The sequence below is a fragment of the Pseudomonas lyxosi genome (assembly GCF_047758685.1).
Classification (GTDB): domain Bacteria; phylum Pseudomonadota; class Gammaproteobacteria; order Pseudomonadales; family Pseudomonadaceae; genus Aquipseudomonas; species Aquipseudomonas lyxosi.
In genome coordinates, this window is record NZ_CP180481.1 from 4,334,068 (window position 1) to 4,357,129 (window position 23,062).

The window sequence follows — 23,062 nt, forward strand, 5'->3', positions numbered from 1 at the left end:
ATGGGGCTTGCGCGAAGCCCTTCCTAAGATGGGTGCCATAGCCTCTGCCAAGAGGTTTTGCGTGCAATCAAGAGGGCATAACAATGACAACAAAACGCAACGCCTTACTCGTTGCCGGGCTGCTGGCCGGTTTTATCAGCGCAGGTTCGGTCTGGGCCCACGGCAACGTGGTCCCCCAGGCTGTCGAAACGCCGGGCCTGACCCCGATCAAGGACGCCGGCGTGCCGGTCGATGCCGATGGTTGGGCATCGGTGAACCCTTACCGCAATTCACCGCAACACGATAAAGCCGTAGAAATTGGCTCCTCGGCGTACAACCAGAACTGCGCGGCCTGTCATGGCCTGGAAGCCAAGTCTGGCGGCATCGCCCCCGATTTGCGCATGCTCGATGTCGCTGATGCCGGAGATGAATGGTTCGTCGAACGCGTGCGCCACGGCGCCGTACGTGACGGCCGGGTCTACATGCCGAAAATGGCCGACTACCTGAGCCAGGAAGCTTTGTGGGCGGTACGCACTTACCTGGACACCGTACACGTCGAGGAGTAATCCATGCGCCTGTTCGCTGTGTTGATCAGCGCTGTGTTGCTGTGCTGCCAGGCAGTGCAGGCGCAGGTCCGTACCTATGACGAAATGATCGCTGCCAGAGAGCTGAAAGTGGCGGTCTACAAGGACTTCGCCCCCTACAGTTTTGAAGACACCGGCCAGGCCCGTGGCGTTGATGTCGAACTCGCCGAAGCGTTGGCCAAGGCGCTCGGCGTGCGCCTGACGTTGATTTGGGCGCCGGCCGGCGAGAAGCTCGATGACGACCTGCGCGATTACATCTGGCGTGCCAGTCAGTTGCACGATCTGCAACTGGCCGACCTGATGATGCGTGTGCCGTACGATCGCGACTACGCGCAGAAGCGCAATGAACTGGGTGAGCTGGAAAACGGCCATGTGGTGATGTTCGGGCCGTACCAGAACGAACAATGGCAGGTCGCCTATGACCGCCGCCGGCTGGACAAGGTCGGCAGCGTCGCCGTGTTCGAGCACCACCCGATCGGCGTCGAAGTCGACAGCGTGCCGTCGTTCTACCTGACCTCGGTGTTCAACGGCATGCTTGCCGGCAAAACCCACCACTATCCCGGCGTGCCCCAGGCTTTCGCGGCCATGAAGGCCGGTGAAGTCGATGCGGTCATGGCCATGCGCGGCGAGATCGACTGGCAGGTTCATGAAGCCAATGATCCGCAAGTGGCGCTGGCGGAAAACGCCTACCCGAACATGGGCAAGCAGCTTTGGGAGATCGGCATGGCGGTGCACGAAAGCAACCGTCAACTGGCCTATGCCGTGGAAGAGGCGCTGGAAGCCTTGATCCGCGAAGGCGCTGTCAAAACCATTTATGGCCATTACGGCCTGCGCTATGACGTGCCCGAGATGTATCAATAGTGAACTGGCGAGCGGGTTGTCTGTTGGCCTGTTGGCTACCCATCGCCGCGCACGCGGTGGACATCGACCCGGGCAAAGACCCGGTGCCCTCGGTGATGTGGGCCTTCTATCACAAGCAAATGCTCGGCGATGCGCCGTTCGTGTTCGACGAGCGGGTCAAGCTGCTGGCGCCGCCGTTCGCCGAAGACGCCCGGCAAGTGCCGTTGGAAATCGACGCGCGAGCGTTCAAGGGCGAGGTGGTGAAAATCCTCGCCTGGGCCGAACTCAACCCCTTGCCGAAAATTGTCGATTTTCAGCCGCTGGACCGGGTGCTGCCGTGGCTGTCGATCCGCATCCGTATCGAACAGGCCACGCCGTTGCGCGCGGCGGTACTGACCCGCGATGGGATCTGGCATGTCGGCTCGACCTTGATAGATGCGGCGGGCGGCGGTTGCACGGCGCCGAGTGTGGTACGCACTCAGCCGGGCTGGGAGGACCACATCGGCGAGGTGCTGGGCGGTCGTTATCCCCGTGGCGAATTCAGCCGTGTGCGCTTGCAGGTGGCGCACCCGATGGACAACGGCATGGTCAGCGGCATCCCGGAATTCTTCATCAACCATGCCGAACTGCGGGATCAGAACGATCAGTTGCTGGCACGTTTGGAGCTGTTTCCCGCTGTCAGCGAAAACCCCAACCTGGCCTTCGATATCGAAGGGGCAGGGCAGACGCGCCTGATGCTGCGCGACAACAGCGGCAATCAATTCGATGCGGCCATACCCTGACCCAAAGGAGCGCGCGATGCGCTGGATGCTGCTGTTGTTCATCGGTTTGAGCCTGCCGGCCCTGGCCGAACTCGACTACTCACTCAAGCCCCGGCAGATCGCCGAAGACACCTGGCTGCTGGAAGGCAGCACCGATAATTTCGCCAAGGCCAACGGCGGCAACATAGTCAACACCGCGTTCATCGTCACCGAGCAGGGTGTGGTGGTGATCGACACCGGACCGTCGAAACGCTACGGCGAAGCGATGCGCAAGGCGATTGCCTCGATCACCGACAAACCGGTGATCGAGGTGCTGCTGACCCATCATCATCCTGATCATGTGCTCGGCAACCAGGCCTTCACTGACGTGCCGATTGGTGCGTTGGCCGGCACCACCGAGCTATTGCATCAGCAGGGCGATGCGATGGCCGAGAACATGTATCGCCTGGTGGGCGACTGGATGCGCGGCACCGAAGTGGTGTTGCCGACCCGGACGCTGGCGCCCGGCGTGCAAAGTTTTGGGAATCACGATCTGCGTCTGCTGGGCCTGGGTGGGCACACGGGCGCGGATCTGGCTATTCTCGACCAGAAAACCGGCGTGCTGTTTGCCGGGGACCTGGTGTTTTACCAACGGGCGCTGACCACGCCCAACAGTCCGGGTCTGGCGGTGTGGCTGGCGGACATCGCCACGCTTCAAGGCTTGCCGTGGACGCTGATCGTCCCTGGCCATGGGCCGGTGGCCAGCGATCGACAGCCGTTCGAGCAAATGCGTGACTACCTCAGCTGGCTCGATCAGCTCATGCGCGATGGCGCCGCCAACGGCAGCGACATGGCCGAGATGATCCACAGCCCCATTCCCGAACGGTTTGCCGGGATCAGCCTGAGTCGTTACGAACTGATCCGCAGCGTCAGCCATCTGTATCCGCGATACGAACGCGGGCAGATGACGCGAGTGGATTCCGCCGCGAACAAATGATCTAGCGGCGACACAACCCCTTGTAGCAGCTGGCGAAGCCTGCGTTCGGCTGCGTAGCAGTCGTAAATCCGGTTTGCACGATTTTCCAGATGCACCGCGAGCGCTGATTTTACGACTGCTACGCAGCCGAACGCAGGCTTCGCCAGCTGCTACAGGTCGAGGTGAACCCTAACTCGTTGGCATCATCCGACCCGGTACTAAGGAACTAGCAATCTCAGCACTGCGGGCAATTGTTCCAAGGGCGGCGGCGCCCAAGAATCAGCACCAGACCGGGAAAATTTCCCGGGTATAACAAAAACTGCAGAGGTAGCCGTCATGACCCAACCCGCACGTCGCCAACCCTTCGTCTTGAGTGTGCTGCTCAGTGCCATGCTGTTGTCTGGCTCCGCATTGGCCGGCGTCACTGATAAAGACATCCTCCAGGACCCCAAGAACCCGGAGCAGATCGTCACCAACGGTCTGGGCGTCCAGGGTCAACGCTACAGTCCGCTGGACACGCTCAATGTCAACAACGTGAAGGATTTGCGGCCGGTCTGGGCATTCTCCTTCGGCGGTGAAAAACAACGCGGTCAGCAAGCACAGCCGATGATCAAGGACGGCGTGATGTACATGACCGGTTCCTACTCGCGGGTGTTTGCGGTGGATGCGCGCACCGGCAAGAAACTCTGGCAATACGATGCGCGCCTGCCCGATGACATCCGTCCTTGCTGCGACGTGATCAACCGTGGTGTCGCGCTGTACGGCGACCTGGTGATCTTCGGCACCCTCGACGCCAAGCTCGTGGCCCTGAACAAAGACACCGGCAAAGTCGTCTGGAGCAAGAAAGTCGCCGACCACAAGGAAGGCTATTCCATCAGCGCCGCGCCGTTGGTGATCAACGGCAAACTGATCACAGGTGTCGCCGGTGGCGAGTTCGGGGTGGTTGGCAAAATCGAAGCCTACGACCCGAAAAACGGCGACCTGCTGTGGACCCGTCCAACCGTAGAAGGCCACATGGGCTACACCTACAAGGACGGCAAAGCGGTAGAGAACGGCATCTCCGGCGGCGAAGCCGGCAAGACCTGGCCCGGCGACCTCTGGAAAACCGGCGGCGCGGCGCCTTGGCTGGGCGGTTACTACGACCCTGAAACCAATCTGCTGCTGTTCGGCACCGGCAACCCGGCGCCGTGGAACTCGCACCTGCGTCCTGGCGACAACCTCTACTCCTCGTCGCGTCTGGCGCTCAATCCGGACGACGGCACCATCAAGTGGCACTTCCAGAGCACGCCTCACGACGGCTGGGACTATGACGGCGTAAACGAGCTGGTCTCGTTCAACTACACCGAAGGCGGCAAAGAGATCAAAGCCGCCGCGACCGCTGACCGTAACGGCTTCTTCTACGTGCTGGACCGCACCAACGGCAAATTCATTCGCGGCTTCCCGTTCGTGGACAAGATCACCTGGGCCACCGGCCTGGATAAAGAGGGCCGGCCGATCTACAACGAAGCCAGCCGTCCTGGCGCGCCCGGCACCGAAGCCAAAGGCAGTTCGGTATTCGTAGCCCCGGCGTTCCTCGGCGCGAAAAACTGGATGCCGATGGCCTACAACAAGGACACCGGACTGTTCTACGTGCCATCCAACGAGTGGGGCATGGACATCTGGAACGAAGGCATCGCCTACAAAAAAGGCGCGGCGTTCCTCGGTGCCGGTTTCACCATCAAACCGCTGAATGAAGACTACATCGGCGTGTTGCGCGCCATCGACCCGAAAACCGGCAAGGAAGTCTGGCGCCACAAGAACTTCGCGCCGTTGTGGGGCGGAGTGCTGACCACCAAGGGCAACCTGGTGTTCACCGGTACGCCGGAAGGTTTCTTGCAAGCGTTCAATGCCAAGACCGGCGAGAAAGTCTGGGAATTCCAGACCGGCTCCGGCGTACTCGGCTCGCCTGTGACCTGGGAAATGGACGGCGAACAGTACGTCTCGGTTCTCTCCGGTTGGGGCGGCGCCGTACCGCTGTGGGGCGGCGAAGTGGCCAAGCGCATCAAGGACTTCAACCAGGGCGGCATGCTCTGGACCTTCAAACTGCCGAAAGACCTGGTCGCCAAGCACTGATTGCTGCCACTGATCGTTCCCACGCTCCGCGTGGGAATGCAGCCCGGGACGCTCTGCGTCCCAAGAGCCGAACGCAGAGCGTCCGTTGAGGCATTCCCACGCAGAGCGTGGGAACGATCATCTACTACCAAATAACGAGAGTCCTCCTGCCAACGGCGCATTCGTCTGACGCGCAGGGCTCTCTACTATCGGTTCATCGCCTGTTTGCCCGACAGGCATCGACCCAGACAGAGGCCCACCATGATCTACGCACAACCTGGTACACCTGGCGCCGTCGTTACGTTTAAACCGCGCTACGGCAATTTCATCGGCGGCGAGTTCGTCGCCCCGGTCAATGGTGAGTACTTCACCAACTCTTCGCCGGTCACCGGTGAAGTGATCGCCGAATTTCCTCGCTCCAGCGCCGCTGACATCGAAAAAGCCCTCGACGCAGCGCATGCCGCGGCTGATGCCTGGGGCAAGACCTCAGCGCAGGACCGCTCCCTGGTGCTGCTGAAAATCGCTGACCGCATCGAGCAGAACCTGGAAATCCTCGCCGTCACCGAAACCTGGGACAACGGCAAAGCCGTGCGCGAAACCCTGAATGCCGACGTGCCGCTGGCCGCCGACCATTTCCGTTACTTCGCTGGTTGCATTCGCGCCCAAGAGGGCGGTGCCGCCGAGATCAATGAGCTGACCACCGCCTATCACTTCCACGAGCCGTTGGGCGTGGTCGGTCAGATCATTCCGTGGAACTTCCCGCTGCTGATGGCCGCCTGGAAACTCGCCCCGGCCCTGGCCGCCGGTAACTGCGTGGTGCTCAAGCCCGCCGAGCAAACGCCGCTGTCGATCATGGTCTTCGCCGAGCTGATCGCCGACTTGCTGCCACCCGGCGTGCTGAACATCGTTCAGGGCTTCGGTCGCGAAGCGGGTGAGGCACTGGCCACCAGCAAGCGCATTGCCAAGATCGCCTTCACCGGTTCCACCCCGATTGGCGCGCACATCATGAAATGCGCGGCCGAGAACATCATTCCGAGCACTGTCGAACTGGGCGGTAAGTCGCCGAACATCTTCTTCGAAGACATCATGCAAGCCGAGCCACAGTTCATCGAGAAGGCTGCCGAAGGTCTGGTGCTGGCGTTCTTCAACCAGGGCGAAGTCTGCACCTGTCCATCGCGAGCGCTGGTGCAGGAGTCGATCTACGACGACTTCATGAAAGTGGTGATGAAGAAGATCGTCAAGATCAAGCGCGGCAACCCGCTGGACACCGAAACCATGGTCGGCGCCCAGGCGTCCGAGCAGCAATACGACAAGATCCTCTCGTACCTGAAAATCGCTCAGGAAGAGGGCGCCGAGCTGCTCACCGGCGGCGCGGCCGAGCGTCTTGAGGGCGACTTGTCGACGGGTTATTACATTCAGCCGACCCTGCTCAAGGGCCACAACAAAATGCGCGTGTTCCAGGAAGAAATCTTCGGCCCGGTGGTGGGTATCACCACCTTCAAGGACGAAGCCGAAGCCCTGGCGATTGCCAACGACAGCGAGTTCGGCCTCGGCGCCGGTCTGTGGACCCGCGACATCAACCGTGCCTACCGCATGGGCCGGGCGATCAAGGCCGGGCGTGTCTGGACCAACTGCTACCACCTGTACCCGGCCCACGCCGCGTTTGGTGGCTACAAAAAATCCGGTGTCGGTCGTGAAAACCACAAGATGATGCTCGACCACTATCAGCAGACCAAAAACCTGCTGGTGAGCTACGACATCAATCCGATGGGGTTCTTCTAACCTCCGCAAGATGAAGAACCTGTGGGAGCGAGCTTGCTCGCGATGAGGCCAGTACATTCAACATTGATGTTGACTGTCACGCCGCCATCGCGAGCAAGCTCGCTCCCACATTGGTTTTGTGTGTACTAAAAAACCGCGCAGTACCCCCTACCAATGCACGCCGCCACCTCGTTCGAAAGTAGCATTCGGGTGCCTGGCGCCCCGTGCATTAATGGCTTCACCGGAATCGTCCGGCATAAGAAGAGGATTGACCCATGTGGACTAAACCCGCGTTTACCGATCTGCGCATTGGCTTCGAAGTGACGATGTATTTCGCCAACCGCTGATTGTTCACCCGGCCAGTCGTTACGTTGGCCGGGCCTGCCTTCTGGAGCATTGCCCATGCACATTCGCGTTCTCGGATCCGCCGCTGGCGGTGGTTTTCCGCAATGGAATTGCAACTGCCGCCAGTGCGCCGCGATGCGCAATGGCAGCCTGCGGGCCCAACGGCGCACCCAGTCCTCGATTGCCCTGAGCGACAACGGTGTGGATTGGGTGCTGTGCAATGCTTCACCGGACATTCGCGCGCAACTCGAGAGTTTCGCGCCGCTGCAACCGGCGCGCCGGGTGCGTGATACCGCGATTGCTGGCGTCGTCCTGATGGACAGCCAGATCGACCATTGCACCGGCCTGTTGAGTCTGCGCGAAGGTTGCCCGCATCAGGTCTGGTGCACCGAACGGGTCCATGAAGACCTGAGCAGCGGCTTCCCGCTGTTCACCATGCTCAAACACTGGAACGGCGGGTTGCAGTGGCAACCGGTCGCGCTCGACCGCGAGCCCTTCAGCATCCCGGCTTGCGCACACCTGCGATTTCGCGCGATCCCCTTGGTCAGCAACGCACCGCCGTACTCGCCCAATCGCGGCAATCCACAGCCGGGCGACACCGTCGGATTGTTTGTCGAAGACCGGCGCAGCGGTGCGTCGCTGTTCTACGCGCCGGGCCTGGGACAAGTCGACGACGAGGTTCTGGGTTGGATGCAACGCGCCGATTGCCTGTTGCTGGACGGCACCTTGTGGCGCGACGACGAGATGCGAGTCTGCGAAGTCGGCCAGAACCTGGGCAGTGAAATGGGTCACCTGTCGCAAAGCGGTCCTGGCGGCATGCTCGAGATCCTTGAAGGCTTCACCCGCCAGCGCAAGGTGCTGATCCACATCAACAACACCAACCCGATCCTCGATGAAGACTCGGCCGAGCGGGCGCTGCTGGATCGGCGCGGGATCGAAGTGGCGTTCGACGGCATGAGTATTGAGCTGTAGCGGAGGGCCCTTTCGCGAGCAGGCTCGCTCCCACAGTGGATCGCATTCCCCTGTGGGAGCGAGCCTGCTCGCGAAGACGCCAGACCAGACACCGCAGATTTCCCGGAGAACCGCAATGACTGACACCCCAATGTCCCCTACCGAATTCGAAGCGGCCCTGCGCGCCAAAGGCGCCTATTACCACATCCATCATCCGTTCCACCAAGCCATGTATGCCGGGCGGTCAACCCGCGAGCAGATTCAAGGCTGGGTCGCCAATCGCTTCTATTACCAGGTGAACATCCCCCTGAAGGACGCCGCGATTCTCGCCAACTGCCCGGACCGCGATGTGCGCCGGGAATGGTTGCAACGAATACTCGATCACGACGGTGCACCCGGCAGCGAAGGCGGGATCGAAGCCTGGCTGCGGCTGGGCGAAGCGGTGGGGCTGGACCGCGAGCAAATCCTTTCACAGGAATTGGTGCTGCCCGGTGTCCGTTTCGCCGTGGACGCCTACGTCAATTTCGCCCGTCGCGCCTGTTGGCAGGAAGCCGCCAGCAGTTCGCTGACCGAGCTGTTTGCGCCACAGATCCACCAATCCCGGCTCGATGCCTGGCCGGCCCATTACCCGTGGATCGACGTCGGCGGTTACGACTATTTCCGTAATCGCCTGAGTCAGGCACGACGGGATGTCGAGCATGGCTTGCGCATCACCCTGGCGCACTACGTCACGGTCGAAGGCCAGCAACGCATGCTGGAAATCCTGCAATTCAAGCTCGACGTGCTGTGGAGCATGCTCGACGCCATGAGCATGGCCTACGAGCTGGAGCGCCCGCCGTATCACACCGTCACCCCCTCGAACGTCTGGCACCGGGGGATTGCCCTGTGAGCCTGATCAACCGCGAGCAATCACCGTCGCTGCGTCAGGGTTTTCGCCTGCAATGGGAGCCTCGTCAGGACTGTCACGTGCTGCTGTACCCCGAAGGCATGATCAAACTCAACACCAGTGCCGGGCAGATCCTCGATCTGGTGGACGGCCAGCGCAGCGTTGCAGCGATCATTGATCAACTGTCCGCGAATTTCCCCGGTGTACCGGGGATCGACGAAGATGTGCTGGCGTTTCTGGAGGTGGCCCATGCTCAATTCTGGATCGAATGACTCACGCCCGGGCCCGCCGCTGTGGCTGTTGGCGGAGCTGACCTATCGTTGCCCGCTGCAATGCCCGTATTGCTCCAACCCGCTGGACTTCGCCCAATCAGGCGAAGAGTTGAGCACCGAAGAGTGGATCCGGGTGTTCCGCGAAGCGCGGGAGATGGGCGCTGCGCAACTGGGTTTTTCCGGCGGTGAACCGTTGGTTCGCCAGGACCTGGCCGAGCTGATCAAGGCCGCCCGGGACATGGGTTACTACACCAACCTGATCACCTCGGGCATCGGCCTGACCGAGCAGAAGGTGCGCGATTTCAAGGTCGCGGGGCTGGACCATATCCAGATCAGCTTCCAGGCCGCCGACGAAACGGTGAACAACATGCTCGCCGGCTCGCGCAAGGCCTTCGCCCAGAAACTCGCGATGGCCCGTGCAGTAAAGGCCCAGGGCTACCCGATGGTGCTGAACTTCGTCACCCATCGGCACAACATCGACCAGATCGCGCAGATCATCGACTTGTGCCTGGAACTGGAGGCGGATTTCGTCGAATTGGCCACCTGCCAGTTCTACGGCTGGGCCGAGCTCAACCGCGTCGGCCTGTTGCCCACGCGCGAACAATTGCAGCGCGCCGAGCGCATCACCAACGAATACCGCGAGCGTCTTGAAGCGCAGGGCCACCCGTGCAAGCTGATCTTCGTCACCCCGGATTACTACGAAGAACGCCCCAAGACCTGCATGAACGGTTGGGCCAATCTGTTTCTCGACGTCACTCCGGACGGTACGGCATTGCCTTGCCACAGCGCTCGACAGTTGCCGGTGCAGTTTCCCAATGTGCGCGAGCACAGCATCGAGCACATCTGGACTGATTCTTTCGGTTTCAATCGCTTTCGTGGCGATGACTGGATGAAGGAGCCGTGCCGCTCCTGCGATGAAAAGCACAAGGATCTTGGCGGCTGCCGCTGCCAGGCATTCATGCTGACCGGTGACGCCGCCAACGCTGATCCGGTGTGCAGCAAATCCCCGCACCACGGTGTGATTCTCAAGGCTCGCGAGGAAGCCGACGCACCGGGGTTGGGCATGGAACACCTGACGTTGCGTAACGAGAAGGCTTCGCGATTGATCTATCGCGGATGAATCTAGAGTTGACACAGATCCCTGTGGGAGCGGGCTTGCCCGCGATGGCTTACTTCCAGTGAACAGTGAGTCGCCTGACACTCAGTCATCGCGGGCAAGCCCGCTCCCACAGGGATTTGCGGTGGATATCAGATTTAGGTACACCGCGACTTGCTACCCATTGGTCTGATTGCATTCACAGCCGGATGCTTTAGTGTGGACGTTACCTTCCAAAACAATAAAAACAGGCTTTCCAATGAGCCAGAGTCTCAGCCAGCTGCGTAAATTCGTTTCGCCTGAAATCATCTTTGGTGCCGGCTGCCGGCACAACGTCGGCAATTGCGCCAAAACCTTTGGCGCCCGCAAGGTGCTGCTGGTCAGCGATCCCGGTGTGATTGCGGCCGGTTGGGTCGCCGATGTTGAGGCCAGCCTGCAAGCCCAGGGCATCGAGTACGTCCTGTACAGCGCGGTCTCGCCCAACCCGCGGGTCGAAGAAGTGATGCTCGGCGCCGATCTGTACCGGGAAAATCATTGCGATGTGATCGTGGCCGTCGGTGGCGGCAGCCCGATGGATTGCGGCAAAGGCATCGGCATTGTCGTCGCCCATGGGCGCAGCATCCTCGAATTCGAAGGCGTGGACACCATCCGCGTCCCGAGTCCGCCGCTGATCCTGATTCCGACCACCGCCGGCACCTCAGCCGATGTCTCGCAATTCGTGATCATCTCCAACCAGCAAGAACGCATGAAGTTTTCCATCGTCAGTAAGGCGGTGGTGCCGGACGTGTCGCTGATCGACCCGGAAACCACCCTGAGCATGGACCCGTTCCTGTCGGCCTGTACCGGCATCGATGCGTTGGTGCATGCCATCGAAGCGTTTGTTTCCACCGGTCACGGGCCGTTGACCGATCCCCATGCGCTGGAGGCGATGCGCCTGATCAACGGCAACCTGGTGCAGATGATCGCCAACCCGAACGACATCGCCCTGCGCGAGAAAATCATGCTCGGCAGCATGCAGGCCGGGCTGGCGTTCTCCAACGCGATCCTCGGCGCAGTGCACGCCATGTCTCACAGCCTCGGTGGCTTTCTCGATTTGCCTCATGGACTGTGCAACGCGGTGTTGGTGGAACATGTGGTGGCGTTCAACTACAACTCGGCACCAGAACGCTTCAAGGTGATCGCCGAGACCTTTGGCATCGATTGCCGTGGCTTGAATCACCGGCAGATTTGCGGACGTCTGGTAGAACATCTGATCGCCCTGAAACATGCGATCGGCTTCCACGAAACCCTCGGACTGCACGGAGTCAGCACCGCGGACATTCCGTTCCTGTCGCAACACGCCATGCACGACCCGTGCATTCTGACCAACCCGCGCGAGTCCAGTCAGCGTGATGTCGAGGTCGTCTATGGCGAAGCCCTCTGACGAACAGCAACGGGCGCTGGCGGGGTTACTGGGATTAGGCAGCCACTCGGCGCGCAAGAGTCATTACCCTGAACTGGCTGCGCGCCTCGACGAGCTGGAAGCCGAGCGCAATCGCTACAAATGGCTGTTCGAAAACGCGGTCCACGGGATCTTCCAGGCCAGCCTCCTGGAAGGCATGCGTGCCGCCAACCCGGCACTGGCGCGGATGCTCGGCTATCAGGACCCGCAAGAGGTGCTGTTCTCACTGGCCGACCTGGCGAGCAACCTGTTTGTCGGCGGCGCTCAAGAACTGGAAAACATCGGTGAACTGCTCAAGCGCGAGCGCAGCCTGCTTGGCTACGAAACCCAATTGCGACGCAAGGATGGCAGCAGCCTCGACGTGCTGATGAACCTGTTGCTCAAGCCCGATCAGGAAGGGCTGGTGGAAGGTTTTGTCGCCGACATCACCGAACGCAAACTCGCCCAGCAACGTCTGCAGCAACTCAACGACGAACTGGAGCAGCGCGTCACCGCGCGCACCGACGAGTTGCTGGAAGCCAACCGCAACCTGCAACAGCAGATCACCCAGCGTAAACAGATTGCCCAAGCCTTGCGCGATGCCCGGGACGCCGCCGAGGCCGCCAACCGCAGCAAGGACAAATACCTCGCCGCCGCCAGTCATGACCTGCTGCAACCGCTCAATGCCGCGCGTTTGCTGATCTCGACCTTGCGCGAGCGCAAGCTGCCCGACGTCGAACAGGTGCTGGTTGAGCGTACTCACCAGGCGCTGGAAGGGGCGGAGGATTTGCTCACCGATTTGCTGGATATTTCCCGGCTCGATCAGGCGGCGGTCAAACCGGACATTGCGCTGTACCGCCTCGATGAATTGCTCGCGCCGCTGGTGTCGGAATTCCAGTCAGTGGCCCAGGCTGAAGGGTTGAACCTGCGGGTGCACATGGGCGATTACGCCATCAGCACGGACTTGCGCCTGATGACGCGGATCTTGCGCAACTTCCTCAGCAACGCCTGCCGCTACACCGACGAGGGCAGCATCCTGCTGGGTGCCAGACGCCGGGGTGAAATGCTACGCCTGGAAGTCTGGGACACCGGGCGCGGGATCGCGGCGGACCGGTTGGATTCGATTTTCCTCGAGTTCAACCAACTGGACGTCGGACGTGCTGCCGATCGCAAGGGTGTGGGCCTGGGGCTGGCCATCGTTGAACGCATCGCCAAGATTCTCGGTTACAGAATCCAGGTTCATTCATTACCGGGACGCGGTTCGATGTTCAGCATCGACGTGCCGATCTCCCATGAGATACCGCTGCCGATCAGCCTGGCGGCACCACTGCCGGGCACCGGAAATCCGTTGCCGGGCCGACGTTTGCTGGTGCTGGACAACGAAGTGAGTATCCTCGAAAGCATGAGCGCGCTGCTCGGGCAATGGGGCTGCGAGGTGGTCACGGCCACTGATGAATTCTCCGCACTGGCCGCCTTGCAGGGGCGACCGCCGGAACTGATTCTGGCGGACTACCACCTCGATCATGGGGTGGTGGGCTGTGATGTGGTCAGGCATCTGCGAGAGCATTACAAGCAGGTGATTCCGGCGGTCATCATCACTGCCGACCGCACGGATCAGTGCCGGCGCTCATTGCAGAAACTCGACGCACCGCTGCTGAACAAACCGGTGAAACCCGGCAAGTTGCGCGCGGTGCTGAGTCAGTTGCTGGGGGAGCGATAGTGCAAGCTGAAACCGAGTTCGGCTGACTCGCCTTGCTCCAGCAAACGCAGTCCTGGCCGACCGGGCAGGTGATGCGCGTTGACCGGGTGGCTCACCGGTTCGATACAGAAAAAATCCAGGCCCACCGGGCAGTAGAGCAGGAAGTAATCGCTGCCGGTGGCCCGGCATTCCAGCTCATAGCCCAACGCCGGCTGGCGGATCAGGCAGTGGCCGTCCCATTCGCAGAAGCCGTTGTCGACCAATGTGTCGGGCAACCCCTTGAGTGACTGGAAATCCCATTCGGCTGGTAATGCACTGAGGTGTGTCGGCAGTTTGGTCCTGTCACACAACCAGACTTGCCGGGCTTGCGCTTGCAACTGGGTGCCCGTGGTACGCGGAAAGTAAGGATGCAAACCGAGCCCATGCCAGGCAGGGCTTTCGGCCAGATGGGTGACCTTTAGATCAAGTCTCAGCTTGCCTTCGCTCAGATGGAATCGTTGCCGGGCGCGGTAAGCGAAGGGCGTAGTGCTGTCGAGTTGCAGGATGACTTCATCGCGCGTCTGCGAAACCACCTGCCACGACTGTTGCCAGGCACTGCCGTGAATCGGCAGGGGATCGGTGAGGCTGTTGGGAGTCAGTGCCAGCCAGCCCTCGGGGCATTCAAAGCCACCTTCGGAAATTCGGTTCGACCACGGTGCCAAGGGAAAACACCCGAGTTTGCCCGGCAGACCGGTGTTCAGCGCGTGAGCGTCACTGTGGCGCAACAACGGCAGCCCCGTGCTGCGCACGCTCCAGTTGACGATGCTGCCACCGAGTTCCGGGGCGAGGGTGAGGTGGGTGAGTTCGTCTTCGAGGTTCAGCAATGTTGGCGTCATTTCAATTGAGCTCTGATGTGAGAACACCGCCGAGCCTTGTAGCAGCTGCCGAAGGCTGCGTTCGGCTGCGAAGCAGTCGTCAATCCGGTGAATGCGATTTTCCTGATACACCGCGCCGTATGGTTTTACGACTGCTTCGCAGCCGAACGCAGCCTTCGGCAGCTGCTACAGGGGACCTGGTTCATCCCTGGAACAACGGCTCCGGTAAACCTTTCACCCCGGGATTGAGGGCGAACACACCGCCGGCCAGTGACTGTTCGTCATGGTCGTCACCGGGGCGGATCGAGGTCACGAACAGCGTGTCTAGACGACTGCCACCGAAGGCGCACATGCTCGGTTTTTTCACCGGTACGGCGAGGGAACGGTCCAGTCGGCCGTCCGGAGTGAAACGGTGAATCAGCCCGGCGTCATTGGCGCAAATCCAGTAGCCGCCTTCGGCATCGACCGCCGCCCCATCGGGACGACCAAGGAACTGATGCATGTCGACAAACAGCCGCCGGTTGGACGGCGTGCCGCTGTCGATGTCGTAATCAAAGGCCCAGATTTGCTGGACCAGGGGATGAGAGTCAGACAGGTACATCGTCCGCCCGTCCGGGCTGAAACCCAGGCCGTTGGGCACGATAAACCCGCTGAGTTGCGCCTCGAGTGGCCCGCGTTGCCCGGCGCTGTAACGGTAAAGCGTGCCGTCGGCAGCATTGGCGCCCATGTTCAGCACCATGCTGCCGGCCCAGAAGCGCCCCTGACGATCGCAGCGACCATCGTTCAGGCGCATATCTGTGCGGGCGTGTTCGACCGGAGCCAGGAGGTTGCTGTCGAGGCTGCCATCGTTATGCGGGTGCAGATGAAAGAGCCCGCTTTCCATCCCGGCAACCCAGCCGCCGTTGCTGTGACGTGCAATGCAGGCGAGCATCTCCGGTGCTGTCCAGGCGTGAACATGGCCGGTTTCGGCGCTCCAGCGTTGCAGGCCTCCGACGGGAATATCAACCCAATACAGGGCATTTTCCTCGGGGACCCAGACCGGGCATTCACCGACTGCGTTACGGGCATCGACAATCAATTCGGCTTGCATGACAACTCATCCCCTCGGATTTTTGTTGTTGGGATCAAGTGAGGTTCGCGGGTTCAGTCGCCGAACGGGCCGGACGCGACAAACGCACCACCCTGGTAGACCCGTGCCGGGTCATCAGCGGCCGGCATCGGTTGGGCTTCGACTTTTTCGCGGAACACTTCGGAGCTGTCCTGAGGTTCATAACCCAGGCCGCTGGCGAAACGGTTGTCCCACCAGACGTTCTTGTTGTCGGACATGCCGTAGACCACGGTGTGGCCGACATTGGGGGCGTACAGCGCGCATTCGAGCAATTGAGTCAGGTCGCCGAAGCTCAACCAGGTGCTCATCATTCGGCGGTTGAGCGGCTCAGCGAACGAGGAGCCGATGCGCACGCTGACGGTCTCGATGCCGTAGCGATCGAAGTAGAAACTGGCCATGTCTTCGCCGTAGGACTTGGACAAACCGTAGTAGCTGTCCGGGCGGCGAGGGGAGTGGGCGTCGATGACTTCATCCTGCTTATAGAAGCCGATCACGTGGTTGGAACTGGCGAAAATCACCCGCTTCACACCATGGCGGCGAGCAGCTTCATAGATGTGGAACACGCCGCAGATGTTGGCGCCGAGGATCTCTTCGAACGAGTGCTCCGTCGATACGCCACCGAAGTGCAGGATCGCGTCCACACCTTCAACCAGCTGATGGACTGCTTGCTTGTCTGCCAGGTCGCAGGGCACGACTTCTTCACGGTCATCGATGGCCGGGGCGATGTCAGCGATATCCGACAGGCGAATCACATTGGCGTAGGGCCGCAGGCGTTCGCGCAGGACTTTGCCGAGGCCACCGGCGGCACCGGTCAGAAGCAGGCGATTAAAAGGGGCACGGGCTGTAGGAATGGTTGTCATGGAAGTCCCTGCACAAGCGGTTATTGTTATTGGATTCGTTGTAGGTTGTCGTACGACTAGATCGAAGTATCGTTAAGGTCTCAGGTCGTTGTCAACGCGTCATCGGTTGAAATTGACGGAGGGTCTGGTCGCCCGGCGATCGATGTAGCAGCTGGCGAAGCCTGCGTTCGGCTGCGCAGCAGACGTAAAATCAACCGACGCGGTGCATCAGGAAAATCACGTGCGCAGGGTTTACGACTGCTCCGCAGCCGAACGCAGGCTTCGCCAGCTGCTACAAAGAGTGAGTTTTGGCACAAATTGGGGGATTCAACCTTGTCGTAATACCCGCCTTACAACAACGAGAGCGGGTAGTTGATGATAATGCGGTTTTCGTCGAATTCGTTGGTGCTGAAGTCCTTGCGGATGGACGCATTACGCCATTTGACGTTGAGGTTCTTCAGCGCGCCGCTCTGCACGGTGTAAGCCAGTTCTGACTCGCGGCCCCATTCTTTGCCGTCGGTGATGGTGCCTGTGTGCACGTTATCGCCGCTGATGTAGCGGTTCATCATTGTCAGGCCGGGAATGCCGAGCGCCACAAAATTGTAGTCGTGGCGCAGCTGCCAGGATCTTTCCTTGGCGTTGTCGTAGCTGGAGTTGTAACTGTCGTTGGCCAGGGTGCCGCCGCTGGTGCCGTTGACCCGCATCCAGACATCGTCGCCGGTGAGTTTTTGCAGGCCGACAAAGAAGGTGCTGCCGCCGTATTTGGCCGAGAGCATGGCGAACGCGGTTTTGTTGTCGAGATCGCCGGCCAGGGCGCTGCCGTCTTCCTTGCCGATGAAGTAGCCAAGATTGGCACCGAGGGTCCAGTCGCCGATGGGCTGGCTGTGGCTCAGGTTGAAATACTGCTGCTGATAAATGTCGCTGAGTTGCGCGTGCCAGATGCCGACCTGGGTGCGTTTTTCGTTGAACGCATATTCACCGCCGCCAAAGTTGAAACGGTCCGAGGTGAAGGCAGCGGATTTGCCGTTCATGAACATGTCTTCCATGCTCGCATCGTTGCGCGGGCTGTTGGCGCGGAACTGGCCGCCGTAGAGCGTCAGGCCACTGATCTCGGTGGACGTCACCTGACCACCACGGAAGGTTTGCGGCAGGGAGCGGCCGTCGTCGGAGCGCAGGATCGGCAACACAGGCATCCATTCGCCGACTTTCAATTCGGTTTTCGAGACTTTCCCTTTCAGCGCCACACCCAGGCGCCCGAAATTGTCGGCCGGGCGGCCGTCGTCATGAATCGGCAGCAACGAGGTGCCGCCCGTGCCTTTGCCACCGTCGAGTTTTTCCGAGTACAGGCCCAGCACATCCATGCCGAAACCGACGGGGCCCTGGGTGAATCCGGATTTGGCATCGAGGATGAAGCTTTGCGTCCACTCTTCAGCCTTGCCCTGCGGGTAGGCCGGGTTCGTGAAATTGCGGTTGATGTAGAAGTTGCGCAGGTTCAGCGTGGCTTTGGCGTCATCGACGAAACCTTCGGCATGACTGGTCATGGGCAGGGCGAGGGCCAGGCTGCCGCAACCGATCAGGCTCAGGGTGTGACGGCGTGCGAAGGTTGGGCGAGGGGGGCAGACGGAGGAATTGCGGACGAGCTTGCTCACAGTGACGCTCCCGTGTTTCTTGTTGTTTTTATTTTTTGTTATACGTCGTCGTACAACATCGGGGCGGATTATTTGCAAGTGTTACGGGGAATGTCAATCAGAAGTTGTACGATGACTTGGTGCGATCAGGGTTTTGTGTTTTAGCTCACGATCATCGGGGGCATGGTGCCCAGAAGTGAAACCGCGGCAACCGCTCCCATCCCGAGCAACCATTCGAGGATTACGCTAGTTTTCAGAGCGATCCGACGCTGCTCGCAGTCGTTGATCCGCAGTCGATTGAACAGCGCCAGCCCCAGCATCGCGGCGACCAGCACAACCTTGATCAACAGAATCAGCGCAAATCCGGACAGCAACGGCGTCGGCCAGAATTGCCCGGTGAGTACCCGCACGTTGATCAAACCGGTCATTACCAACCCCGCCACCAATACGTAACCAACGCCGCTGAAGCGTTGCAATGTCGCTTTGATGGAATGCTCTGCCGGTTGCAGCAGGATCATCACCAACAACGTCAAACCGCCGAGCCAGGCGCCGACGCAGGTCAGGTGAATGATTTGATTGAGGATCAGCAATTGGCCGTTGAGGCCGTCGAGCATGGCACCGTGTCCGACCGGGGCGAGGGTGGCCAGCAGCAGGCTGGCGAGGCCGATTCGCAGGGGCAGGTTTGCATGCAAGGGCGTCATCAGCAGCGCGACCAACAACGCATTGAGCAGCAAGTGCCAGCGCCAGACCTGGCCGAAAAACGTCTTGCCCAGCACCAGTTGCAGGGTCAACGGATCGAATGCCGCGTCCCACGAACCGGCCATGCTGGCCGTGATCAGCAGCAACCAGCTAACGCCAGTGACCAAGGTCACCGCCGCCAGCCAGCGGCTTGTTCTGGCCAATCGCCGATCCAGATTTCCAGCGCCGCCATTGACCAGCAGAGGCCTGAACACCCAGGCCCCGAACAGCATCAGCACAACAGTGAAATGCAGAAAGCGGCACAGCACCATCGCGCTCGTCATGAATTACTGGCCAACCTTGAAGCTATAGGCGCCTTCGCTTTTGTGGGTATCGACCGACACCGCGTGCCATTCGACTTTGTAGGCACCCGCTGCCAACGGCTCGGCCGGGGTGACGATCAGGGTTTTCTTGTCGCTGCCTTCGGTGGCGAGGCTCTTCACCGGCACGTCGCTGCCGTCCTTGCTGATCGTGACCTTGGAAAAGGTCGCTTCAACGCCTTCGGAAAACACCAGGCGCAGTTCCGACGGCGCGCTCACCGTGCTGTCGGCGGCCGGGGCCTGGCTTTTCAGATGGGCGTGGGCAAACACCGATGAAGCGGCGAACAACGAGCCGAGCAGGGCGACGGTGGTCAGCGTTTTCTTGAGCAGCATCGTGGAATACCTCTGAGGCGGGTTCGAAAAGGCGGTCAGTTTACCTGCGAGAAGCTGGGTGTACGAAGTTTCGTTTTCCCTTGTCGCCGCGAGGTAGAGCGGATGCTAGTCTTGAGCAACGCTGTTGTCAGGGAGCCCTCATGGGCAATCACAAGATCGAGATTCGTCGCAGTAACGTCGAGAAAATTCTGTTGGGGGCCGAAAAGGTTTTCGCCGAAAAAGGTTTCGGCGGCACCGCCATGGCCGACATCGCCGCCGAAGTGCAACTACCGCGCTCCAACCTGCATTACTACTTCAGCACCAAGAGTGAGCTGTACAGCGCCGTGCTGTTGGGTTTGCTGGAAGTGTGGAAACAAGACGCGCTGTGCTTCGAGATGTTCGACGACCCGCGCGTGGTGCTCAGCAGTTACATCCGCGCCAAGATGAACCACTCCCGCAGCCGACCTTACGGCTCCAAAGTCTGGGCCAACGAAATCATCCATGGTGCGCCGACCTTGGGTGAGAAGCTGGACGTCAGCCTGTACGACTGGGCCAAGATGAAAGAAGCGAAAATTCGCCAGTGGGTGGATGACAAACGCATCCTGCCGGTGGAACCTTCGAGCCTGCTGTACATGATCTGGGCCTCGACGCAGCACTACGCCGACTTTGATCATCAGGTGAATATTCTGAATGACCATCAGCCGTTGTCGGACATGCAGTTTGAGCGGGCGGTGCAGACGGTGACGAGTGTGATTTTGCGGGGGATTGGGTTGGAGCCTTGAGGCTTAAGATCGATCGTTCCCACGCTCCGCGTGGGAATGCCTCAATGGACGCGGAGCGTCCCGGGCTGCATTCCCACGCAGAGCGTGGGAACGATCAGTTAGGGAGCGACGTGGTACGGATTCCTCGGATCATGATTCCAATCCAGAAACGGCTTCCCGTTCTCCATCGGCACCATCTCGATACAATCCTGCACCGGGCACGTGATCTGACACAGATTGCACCCCACGCACTCATCATCAATCACTTCATATTTATGCGTCCCGTCCGCCTGCTTCAGGCTGGCAATCGCCTGGTGCGAAGTGTCTTCGCAAGCAATGTGGCAACGACCGCAACCAATGCACGCCTCCTGGTCAATCTTGGCAATCACCTGATAGTTGATGTCCAGGTACTTCCAGTCCGTGGTGTTGCCCACCGCACGCCCGGAAAACTCTGACACGCTGGCGTAGCCCTGACTGTCCATCCAGCGCGATAAACCGTCCTTCATCTCCTCGACAATCCGGAAGCCATGCAGCATTGCCGCCGTGCACACCTGCACCGAGCCGCTGCCCAGCGCAATGAATTCCGCGGCGTCGCGCCAGCTGCCAATGCCGCCAATGCCGGAGATCGGCAGGCCTTGCGTCTGTGGATCGCGGGCGATTTCGGCGACCATGTTCAGCGCAATCGGCTTCACCGCCGAACCGCAATAACCACCATGAGTGCTTTGGCTGCCCACGGCGGGATTGGCGACCATGCGCTCCAGGTTCACGCTGGTGATCGAGTTGATCGTGTTGATCAAGGACACCGCATCCGCACCACCCCGATGAGCCGCGCGGGCGGCGACGCGAATGTCGGTGATGTTCGGCGTGAGCTTGACGATCACCGGCAGCGAGCAGTACGTCTTGCACCAACGGGTGACCTGCTCGACATACTCCGGCACCTGGCCGACCGCCGCGCCCATGCCGCGCTCCGGCATCCCGTGCGGGCAACCGAAGTTCAGCTCGATGCCATCGGCACCGGTGGCTTCCACCAGCGGCAGGATGAATTTCCAGGATTCTTCAACGCAGGGCACCATCAGCGACACGATCAGCGCGCGGTCCGGCCAGTCCTTTTTGACCTGGGTGATTTCCCGCAGGTTGATCTCCAGCGAACGATCGGTGATCAGCTCGATGTTGTTGAAACCCACCACTTCACGGTTGGCACCGAAGTGCGCTGAGTAACGCGACGATACGTTGACCGCCGCCGGGTCTTCACCCAGGGTTTTCCAGACCACGCCGCCCCAGCCAGCCTCGAAGGCGCGGACCACGTTGTAGGCCTTGTCGGTGGGTGGCGCGGAGGCCAGCCAGAACGGGTTGGGGGCTTTGATGCCGGCGAAGACAATCGAGAGATCGGCCATTTACGCAGCCTCCACGTTGAGCATGAGTTGGGCGTTGATGGCCTCGGCGGCCCGTTTGCCGTGCTGCACGGCCTGTACGGTGAGGTCCTGATCGAGACTGGTGCAGTCGCCGCCGGCGTACACGCCGGGGATGCTGGTGCGCAGGTTTTCGTCCACTTGAATCCGCTCACCCTGGCGCTTGAGTTCACGGGCCAGCGGGTCGACGAGGGCACTGGCGTCGAAGGCCTGGCCGATGGCTTTGAAAATGGCGTCAGCGGCCAGTTCGAACGTTTCGCCAGTGGTTTGCAGGCGACCTTCGACTAACCAGGTCCGAGCGAAGCGCATGCCGCGTACTTGGCCTTGAGCATCGAGCAAGACTTCTTCGGGTTGTGCCCAAGTCAGCAAACGCACTTGATTGGCTTTGGCGATGTCCTGTTCGTGGCCGGTGGCGCCCATTTCCTCGACGCCGCGGCGGTACACCAGGTTGACGTCGCGTGCCCCGAGGCGAGCCATTTGCACGGCCATGTCAATGGCGGTGTTGCCGGCACCCAAAACGATACAACGGTCAGCGAGGGGGAGTTGGGTCAGGTCATCGGCCTGACGCAGTTCGCGGATGTAATCGGTGGCGGCCAGCAGACCGGGTGCCTCTTCATGAGCAAGCCCCAGCTGTTTGCTGGCGGCCAGACCCAGCCCAAGGAACACCGCATCGAACTGCTGATGCAGATCGCTGAGGGTCAGGTTCTCTCCAAGTTTCTGCCCGTGGCGGATTTCGATCCCGCCGATTTCCAATAGGAATTCAAGCTCCTTCTGCGCGTAGTCGTCCACCAGTTTGTACTTGGCGATCCCGTATTCGTTGAGGCCGCCAGCCTTTTCCCGTGCCTCGAAAATCACCACGTCATGACCGTGCATGGCACTGCGGTGAGCGCAGGACAAACCGGCCGGTCCGGCGCCGACCACCGCGATGCGTTTGCCGGTTGATGCAGCACGCGTGAAGGGGTGTTCGCTGAAGTGTGCGTTGTCGACGGCGTAACGCTGCAACAGGCCGATCAGCACCGGTGCGCATTCATGGTCGTTGTTGCGCACGCAGGCTTGCTGGCAAAGCACTTCCGTCGGGCACACCCGGGCGCAACTGCCGCCGAGGATGTTCGCCGAGAGGATTTTCTGCGCGGCGCCCTGAACGTTTTCCTGGTGGATATTGCGAATGAAAGACGGAATGTCGATCTCGCTCGGACAGGCATTCACGCACGGTGCGTCGTAGCAGTACAGGCAACGCGAGGCTTCCAGGTGGGCCTGACGGTCGTTGAGCGGCGGTGCCAGATCGGTGAAATGGCCGGCGAGGGCGGCCGCATTCTCGTGCGGATGCGGGAGGTGGTTCAGGGTCTTGATCACGGTGTTAGCCTCACGGTTATTGAGGTACTGCCTCTGATGGGCTGATCGTTCCCACGCTCTGCGTGGGAATGCCTCAATGGACGCTCTGCGTCCGCTTCTG

The 23,062-nt window shown here is 60.6% G+C and carries 22 protein-coding genes; 14 read left to right on the forward strand and 8 right to left on the reverse strand.

Going from position 1 to position 23,062, the window contains the following annotated elements; genetic code table 11:
- Positions 1–83: 83 nt before the first annotated feature.
- From pedF to ACMXYI_RS20110, 13 genes are all read left to right on the forward strand, one after another.
- Positions 84–545, forward strand: a complete 462-nt coding sequence (gene pedF / locus ACMXYI_RS20050) for a cytochrome c-550 PedF (protein WP_415768731.1) — start codon at positions 84–86, stop codon at positions 543–545.
- Positions 546–548: 3 nt separating this feature from the next.
- Positions 549–1,424 carry a substrate-binding periplasmic protein gene (locus tag ACMXYI_RS20055; protein WP_415768732.1) on the forward strand — a complete coding sequence of 292 codons (876 nt, stop codon included), beginning with the start codon at positions 549–551 and terminating at the stop codon, positions 1,422–1,424.
- On the forward strand, positions 1,424–2,185 hold the full coding sequence (locus tag ACMXYI_RS20060; RefSeq protein ID WP_415768733.1) for a quinoprotein dehydrogenase-associated SoxYZ-like carrier: 762 nt from the start codon (positions 1,424–1,426) through the stop codon (positions 2,183–2,185). The genes ACMXYI_RS20055 and ACMXYI_RS20060 overlap by 1 nt, the downstream gene beginning before the upstream one ends.
- A gap of 16 nt (positions 2,186–2,201) precedes the next feature.
- Positions 2,202–3,140 carry a quinoprotein relay system zinc metallohydrolase 1 gene (locus ACMXYI_RS20065; RefSeq protein WP_415768734.1) on the forward strand — a complete coding sequence of 313 codons (939 nt, stop codon included), beginning with the start codon at positions 2,202–2,204 and terminating at the stop codon, positions 3,138–3,140.
- Between the two features lie 315 nt (positions 3,141–3,455).
- On the forward strand, positions 3,456–5,231 hold the full coding sequence (locus tag ACMXYI_RS20070; RefSeq protein WP_415768735.1) for a PQQ-dependent methanol/ethanol family dehydrogenase: 1,776 nt from the start codon (positions 3,456–3,458) through the stop codon (positions 5,229–5,231).
- Positions 5,232–5,471: 240 nt separating this feature from the next.
- Entirely contained in the window at positions 5,472–6,992 is a 1,521-nt protein-coding gene (gene exaC, locus ACMXYI_RS20075; protein ID WP_095128184.1) for an acetaldehyde dehydrogenase ExaC, read from the forward strand.
- 254 nt (positions 6,993–7,246) lie between these two features.
- Positions 7,247–7,318 carry a pyrroloquinoline quinone precursor peptide PqqA gene (gene pqqA / locus ACMXYI_RS20080; protein WP_003253598.1) on the forward strand — a complete coding sequence of 24 codons (72 nt, stop codon included), beginning with the start codon at positions 7,247–7,249 and terminating at the stop codon, positions 7,316–7,318.
- Positions 7,319–7,373: 55 nt separating this feature from the next.
- Positions 7,374–8,288, forward strand: a complete 915-nt coding sequence (pqqB, locus tag ACMXYI_RS20085; protein ID WP_415768736.1) for a pyrroloquinoline quinone biosynthesis protein PqqB — start codon at positions 7,374–7,376, stop codon at positions 8,286–8,288.
- A 115-nt stretch (positions 8,289–8,403) separates the two neighbouring features.
- Positions 8,404–9,156, forward strand: coding sequence for a pyrroloquinoline-quinone synthase PqqC (gene pqqC, locus ACMXYI_RS20090; protein ID WP_415768737.1), 753 nt, complete (start codon positions 8,404–8,406; stop codon positions 9,154–9,156).
- The gene (gene pqqD / locus ACMXYI_RS20095; protein ID WP_415768738.1) at positions 9,153–9,425 is read left to right on the forward strand and encodes a pyrroloquinoline quinone biosynthesis peptide chaperone PqqD; all 273 of its coding nucleotides are present in this window, start codon (positions 9,153–9,155) and stop codon (positions 9,423–9,425) included. Before pqqC ends, pqqD begins: the two co-directional genes overlap by 4 nt.
- Positions 9,403–10,545, forward strand: a complete 1,143-nt coding sequence (gene pqqE, locus ACMXYI_RS20100; RefSeq protein WP_415768739.1) for a pyrroloquinoline quinone biosynthesis protein PqqE — start codon at positions 9,403–9,405, stop codon at positions 10,543–10,545. Before pqqD ends, pqqE begins: the two co-directional genes overlap by 23 nt.
- Positions 10,546–10,780: 235 nt before the next feature.
- Positions 10,781–11,944, forward strand: coding sequence for an alcohol dehydrogenase-like regulatory protein ErcA (gene ercA, locus ACMXYI_RS20105; protein WP_415768740.1), 1,164 nt, complete (start codon positions 10,781–10,783; stop codon positions 11,942–11,944).
- Positions 11,928–13,661: a hybrid sensor histidine kinase/response regulator gene (locus ACMXYI_RS20110; protein ID WP_415768741.1), complete on the forward strand. Its 1,734-nt coding sequence runs from the start codon at positions 11,928–11,930 to the stop codon at positions 13,659–13,661. The genes ercA and ACMXYI_RS20110 overlap by 17 nt, the downstream gene beginning before the upstream one ends.
- Here the strand turns inward: ACMXYI_RS20110 and ACMXYI_RS20115 are convergent.
- From ACMXYI_RS20115 to copC, 6 genes are all read right to left on the reverse strand, one after another.
- Positions 13,640–14,515 (reverse strand): aldose 1-epimerase, encoded by an 876-nt coding sequence (locus ACMXYI_RS20115; protein WP_415768742.1) that lies wholly within the window; start codon positions 14,513–14,515, stop codon positions 13,640–13,642. The genes ACMXYI_RS20110 and ACMXYI_RS20115 overlap by 22 nt on opposite strands.
- 181 nt (positions 14,516–14,696) lie before the next feature.
- Complete coding sequence (locus ACMXYI_RS20120; RefSeq protein ID WP_415768743.1) at positions 14,697–15,584, reverse strand: SMP-30/gluconolactonase/LRE family protein; 888 nt, start codon at positions 15,582–15,584, stop codon at positions 14,697–14,699.
- A 53-nt stretch (positions 15,585–15,637) separates the two neighbouring features.
- Entirely contained in the window at positions 15,638–16,462 is an 825-nt protein-coding gene (locus ACMXYI_RS20125) for an NAD-dependent epimerase/dehydratase family protein (RefSeq protein WP_415768744.1), read from the reverse strand.
- Positions 16,463–16,791: 329 nt separating this feature from the next.
- Entirely contained in the window at positions 16,792–18,090 is a 1,299-nt protein-coding gene (locus ACMXYI_RS20130; protein ID WP_415768745.1) for an OprD family porin, read from the reverse strand.
- A 140-nt stretch (positions 18,091–18,230) separates the two neighbouring features.
- The gene (gene copD / locus ACMXYI_RS20135; protein WP_415768746.1) at positions 18,231–19,091 is read right to left on the reverse strand and encodes a copper homeostasis membrane protein CopD; all 861 of its coding nucleotides are present in this window, start codon (positions 19,089–19,091) and stop codon (positions 18,231–18,233) included.
- A 3-nt stretch (positions 19,092–19,094) separates the two neighbouring features.
- Positions 19,095–19,460: a copper homeostasis periplasmic binding protein CopC gene (gene copC / locus ACMXYI_RS20140; RefSeq protein WP_415768747.1), complete on the reverse strand. Its 366-nt coding sequence runs from the start codon at positions 19,458–19,460 to the stop codon at positions 19,095–19,097.
- Between the two features lie 140 nt (positions 19,461–19,600).
- Here copC and ACMXYI_RS20145 point away from each other — a divergent pair, with 140 nt between their 5' ends.
- The gene (locus ACMXYI_RS20145; RefSeq protein WP_008149783.1) at positions 19,601–20,221 is read left to right on the forward strand and encodes a TetR/AcrR family transcriptional regulator; all 621 of its coding nucleotides are present in this window, start codon (positions 19,601–19,603) and stop codon (positions 20,219–20,221) included.
- 98 nt (positions 20,222–20,319) lie between these two features.
- Here the strand turns inward: ACMXYI_RS20145 and preA are convergent, their stop codons facing one another.
- Entirely contained in the window at positions 20,320–21,594 is a 1,275-nt protein-coding gene (gene preA, locus ACMXYI_RS20150; protein WP_415768748.1) for an NAD-dependent dihydropyrimidine dehydrogenase subunit PreA, read from the reverse strand.
- Complete coding sequence (locus tag ACMXYI_RS20155) at positions 21,595–22,962, reverse strand: NAD(P)-dependent oxidoreductase (protein ID WP_033054552.1); 1,368 nt, start codon at positions 22,960–22,962, stop codon at positions 21,595–21,597.
- Positions 22,963–23,062 lie beyond the last annotated feature (100 nt).